2 protein-coding genes are annotated in these 3,619 nt (G+C 65.5%); both read left to right on the forward strand.

Translation table 11 applies throughout. The features are described from left to right. Positions 1-47 precede the first annotated feature (47 nt). Positions 48-1,508: a carbohydrate-binding protein gene (locus AC1DYI_RS29605; protein ID WP_477207699.1), complete on the forward strand. Its 1,461-nt coding sequence runs from the start codon at positions 48-50 to the stop codon at positions 1,506-1,508. Between the two features lie 436 nt (positions 1,509-1,944). Continuing rightward, on the forward strand, positions 1,945-3,384 hold the full coding sequence (locus AC1DYI_RS29610; RefSeq protein WP_477207700.1) for a carbohydrate-binding protein: 1,440 nt from the start codon (positions 1,945-1,947) through the stop codon (positions 3,382-3,384). Positions 3,385-3,619: the final 235 nt, after the last annotated feature.

Genomic DNA, 3,619 nt, shown 5'->3' on the forward strand with positions numbered 1-3,619 from the left:
GGGGCGTGGCGGCTCAGTGAAGTCCATCTCTCAAGGAGAAGCCCGTCATGTCCACCTCAGAAGGCGCCACCTCGCGGCGTCAACGTCTCGACTGGTTGACCGCGTTGTCAGCGGCAGTCGCAGCGACCGGCATATTGAGTGCACCGAGCGCCAGTGCGGCGTCGACGGTGGCTCCGGTATCGAACGCCGCCGCGCCGGTTTGCCAGCCTTGGTCGTCTGGCACCGTCTATCTCAAAGACGACACGGCCACCCAGGGCGGCCAGAGCTACAAGGCCAACTGGTGGACGCAGGGTGACGACCCGTCCACGCACAACGGCGGCCCTGGCAGCGGCCAGCCCTGGACCAAGATCGCCAGCTGCAGCGGCACGCCGCCGCCCCCGCCGCCTCCGCCGGCGCCGGCCCCTTGCGACCCGTGGAAGGGCACCTACACGTATCCCAAGGCGGCGCTCGTGACCGAGAACGCCGTCGGCTATGAAGCACAGGCCCAGACGCTGAACCAGGAGCCCGCGACCCACAACGGCTCACCCGGCAGCGGCCAGCCCTGGAGCAAGACGACCAAGTGCGACGCCCCGCCGCCACCGCCCCCGGGCTCGCTGGTGTTCGGCTCGTACAAGGACATCACGGTCAACCTGAACTGGAACACCAACGAGCTGTCGACCAAGGTCACCGGCTCGCTGCAACCGGTGCTCAGCGTGATGCCGGCCAAGCAGCGGTCGGGCACCTGGGCCTTTGCCACCGGTGAATGCGGCTCGGAGAACTGGGCTGGCGTGACGCCGTCGGCACTGGTCGCAGCCAACGTCTCGAAGTGGGTGGCTGCGGGCAAGAAGTACATCATCTCGACCGGCGGTGCTGCGGGCTCGTTCAGCTGCGGCTCGGATGCCGGCTTCGAGAAGTTCATCTCGACCTACAACTCCAGCAGCCTGCAGGGTGTCGACTTCGACATCGAGGCTGGCCAGAGCCAGGCAGTGATCGACGGGCTGGTGGCGCGTGTGAAGGCAGCGAAGTCCAAGCATCCAAGCCTGCGCTTCAGCTTCACGTTGGCCACGCTGGGCGGCAACTCGCCGCAAAGCCTGGGCGACGCCGGTGTGCGCACGATGAACTCGATCAAGGCGCAAGGCTTGACCGGCTACATCATCAACCTGATGACGATGGACTACGGCAGCACCACGCCCACCAATTGCGTGGTGGAAAACGGCAAGTGCAACATGGGCAAGTCGGCCACCCAGGCGGCGATCAACCTGCACAACTACTGGGGCGTGCCGTACAGCCAGATCGAAATCACCCCGATGATCGGCGGCAACGACACCCAGGACGAGACCTTCACGCTGGCCGATGTCGACACCGTGTCGAGCTTCGTGCTGACGAACAAGCTCTCGGGCGTGCACTTCTGGTCGCTGGACCGTGACAACGATTGCGCTCCGGGCTGGGCCTCGCCGACCTGCAACAGCTATGGCCAGGCTGGCACCTGGGGCTTCACGAACCGCTTCATCACCAAGCTCGGTCAGTGATGTCCTTAGCCGGTCACCGCGTCTGACGTGGTGATCGGCTCGATGGCTCCCGACGCGCCCCGCGGCAACCCCGCCGGGCGCGTTTTTCTTGGTGCTGGTGGCGGGCCATCGAATGACGAACTGGTCTGCTTGCGTGAGCCCGTTTGACCAACTGGAATGACATTGGTATTGCCTTGGCGGACGAGATGCTTGGATCGGCCGGCAAAGGGTCGTTTTATTCAAGTTTCCTCTGTGAATGCACCGGCTTGGTGACCCTCCACTGCGGCACGGGGCAGGCACATTCACGCCTGATTACAAGCGCCGATTTTGTTTACTGGTCTTATAGTGGTTTGACCTGAAGCAGACCACTGCGTGACAGGGCGAGACTGCGGGCAGTCGTCCGAGCAAGCGCTCTCGTGCGGCCCCACCCAACATCTGAATTGAGGAGAAGCCTGTCATGACAAGCCCTGCAAGTGCCGGCACCCGGCGCCATCGTCTCGACTGGTTGGCCGTGCTGTCGGCCGCCGTCGCCGCGACTGCCGCGATGACGCCGGCCACCGCGCCGGCCAAGTCCATTCATCTGTCCGCCATGGTGGCGCCCGTCTGCCAGCCTTGGGACGCCGGCACGGCCTACGTCCAGGGTGACACGGTCACCGAGGGCGGCAAGTCGTACCAAGCCAACTGGTGGACGCAAGGCGACGACCCCGCCACGCACAGCGGCCCGGTCGGCAGTGGCCAGCCGTGGACGCAGATCGACAACTGCAGCGGCACGCCCCCGCCGCCGCCTGCGCCGGCCCCTTGCGACCCCTGGCGCGCCGACTTCACCTACCCGAAGGGCTCGCTGGTCACCGAGAACAGCAAGGGCTACAAGGCGATGGAGAAGTCGCTGAACCAGGATCCCGCGCTGAACCACGGTCCCAAGGGCAGCGGCGAGCCGTGGAAGAAGGTGGGCAGCTGCAATACACCACCGCCACCCAGCGGCTTCGTGTTCGGCACCTACAAGGACGTCACGATCAACATGAACTGGAACACCAACGAGCTGTCGACCAAGGTCACCGGCCCGCTGACTCCGGTGTTGAGCGTGATGCCGGCCAAGCAGACCTCGGCCACCTGGGCCTTCGCCACCGGCGAGTGCGGCTCCGAGAATTGGGCCGGCGTGACACCGGCGGCGCTGGTCGCTGCCAACGTCTCGAAGTGGGTCGCGGCTGGCAAGCACTACATCATCTCGACCGGTGGTGCTGCAGGCTCGTTCAGCTGCGGCTCTGACGCCGGTTTCGAGAAGTTCATCTCGACCTACAACTCGAGCATGCTGCAAGGTGTCGATTTCGACATCGAGGCCGGCCAGAGCCAGGCCGTGATCGACGGTCTGGTGGCCCGCGTCAAGACGGCGCAGTCCAAGCACCCGAACCTGCGTTTCAGCTTCACGCTGGCCACGCTGGGCGGCAGCTCGCCGCAAAGCCTGGGCGACGCAGGTGTGCGCACGATGAACTCCATCAAGGCGCAAGGCCTGACCGGCTACATCATCAACCTGATGGCGATGGACTACGGCAGCACCACGCCCACCAACTGCGTGGTCGTGAACGGCAAGTGCGACATGGGCAAGTCGGCCAACCAGGCTGCCATCAACCTGCACAACCACTGGGGCGTGCCGTACGGCCAGATCGAGATCACCCCGATGGTCGGCGGCAACGACACCCAGGACGAGACCTTCACGCTCGACGACGTGGACGAGGTGTCGACCTTCGTGCTGACGAACAAGCTGTCGGGCGTGCACTTCTGGTCGCTGGACCGCGACAACGACTGCCCGCCGGGCTTCGCCTCGCCGACCTGCAACAGCTACGGCCAAGCCGGCACCTGGGGCTTCACGAACCGCTTCATCACCAAGCTGGGGCAATAAAAGCACCCCCACGGCCCCCCGGGGCCTGCCCCCCGAGGGGGCTCGCGCAGCGGCCCGGCAAAGCCGGATCCGCGCACGCCACTTGAAGGCGGGCGGCGCTGCGCGCGCCCAGCTTCGGTTCCTGCGGCACACTGGCGGCTTCCACTTTGGAAGCCGTCTTTTATGCAATTGAAGCCACTGGGCCGCAGCGACTTGCTGGTCAGCCCGATCTGCCTCGGCACGATGACCTTCGGTG

It is taken from the genome of Ideonella sp. P3_A4, from assembly GCF_056403075.1.

What these genes read in the sequence shown, in the direction of transcription:
- AC1DYI_RS29605 (WP_477207699.1), top strand. Translation starts at nt 48, where the DNA reads ATGTCCACCTCAGAAGGCGCCACCTCGCGGCGTCAACGTCTCGACTGG.
- AC1DYI_RS29610 (WP_477207700.1), top strand. Translation starts at nt 1,945, where the DNA reads ATGACAAGCCCTGCAAGTGCCGGCACCCGGCGCCATCGTCTCGACTGG.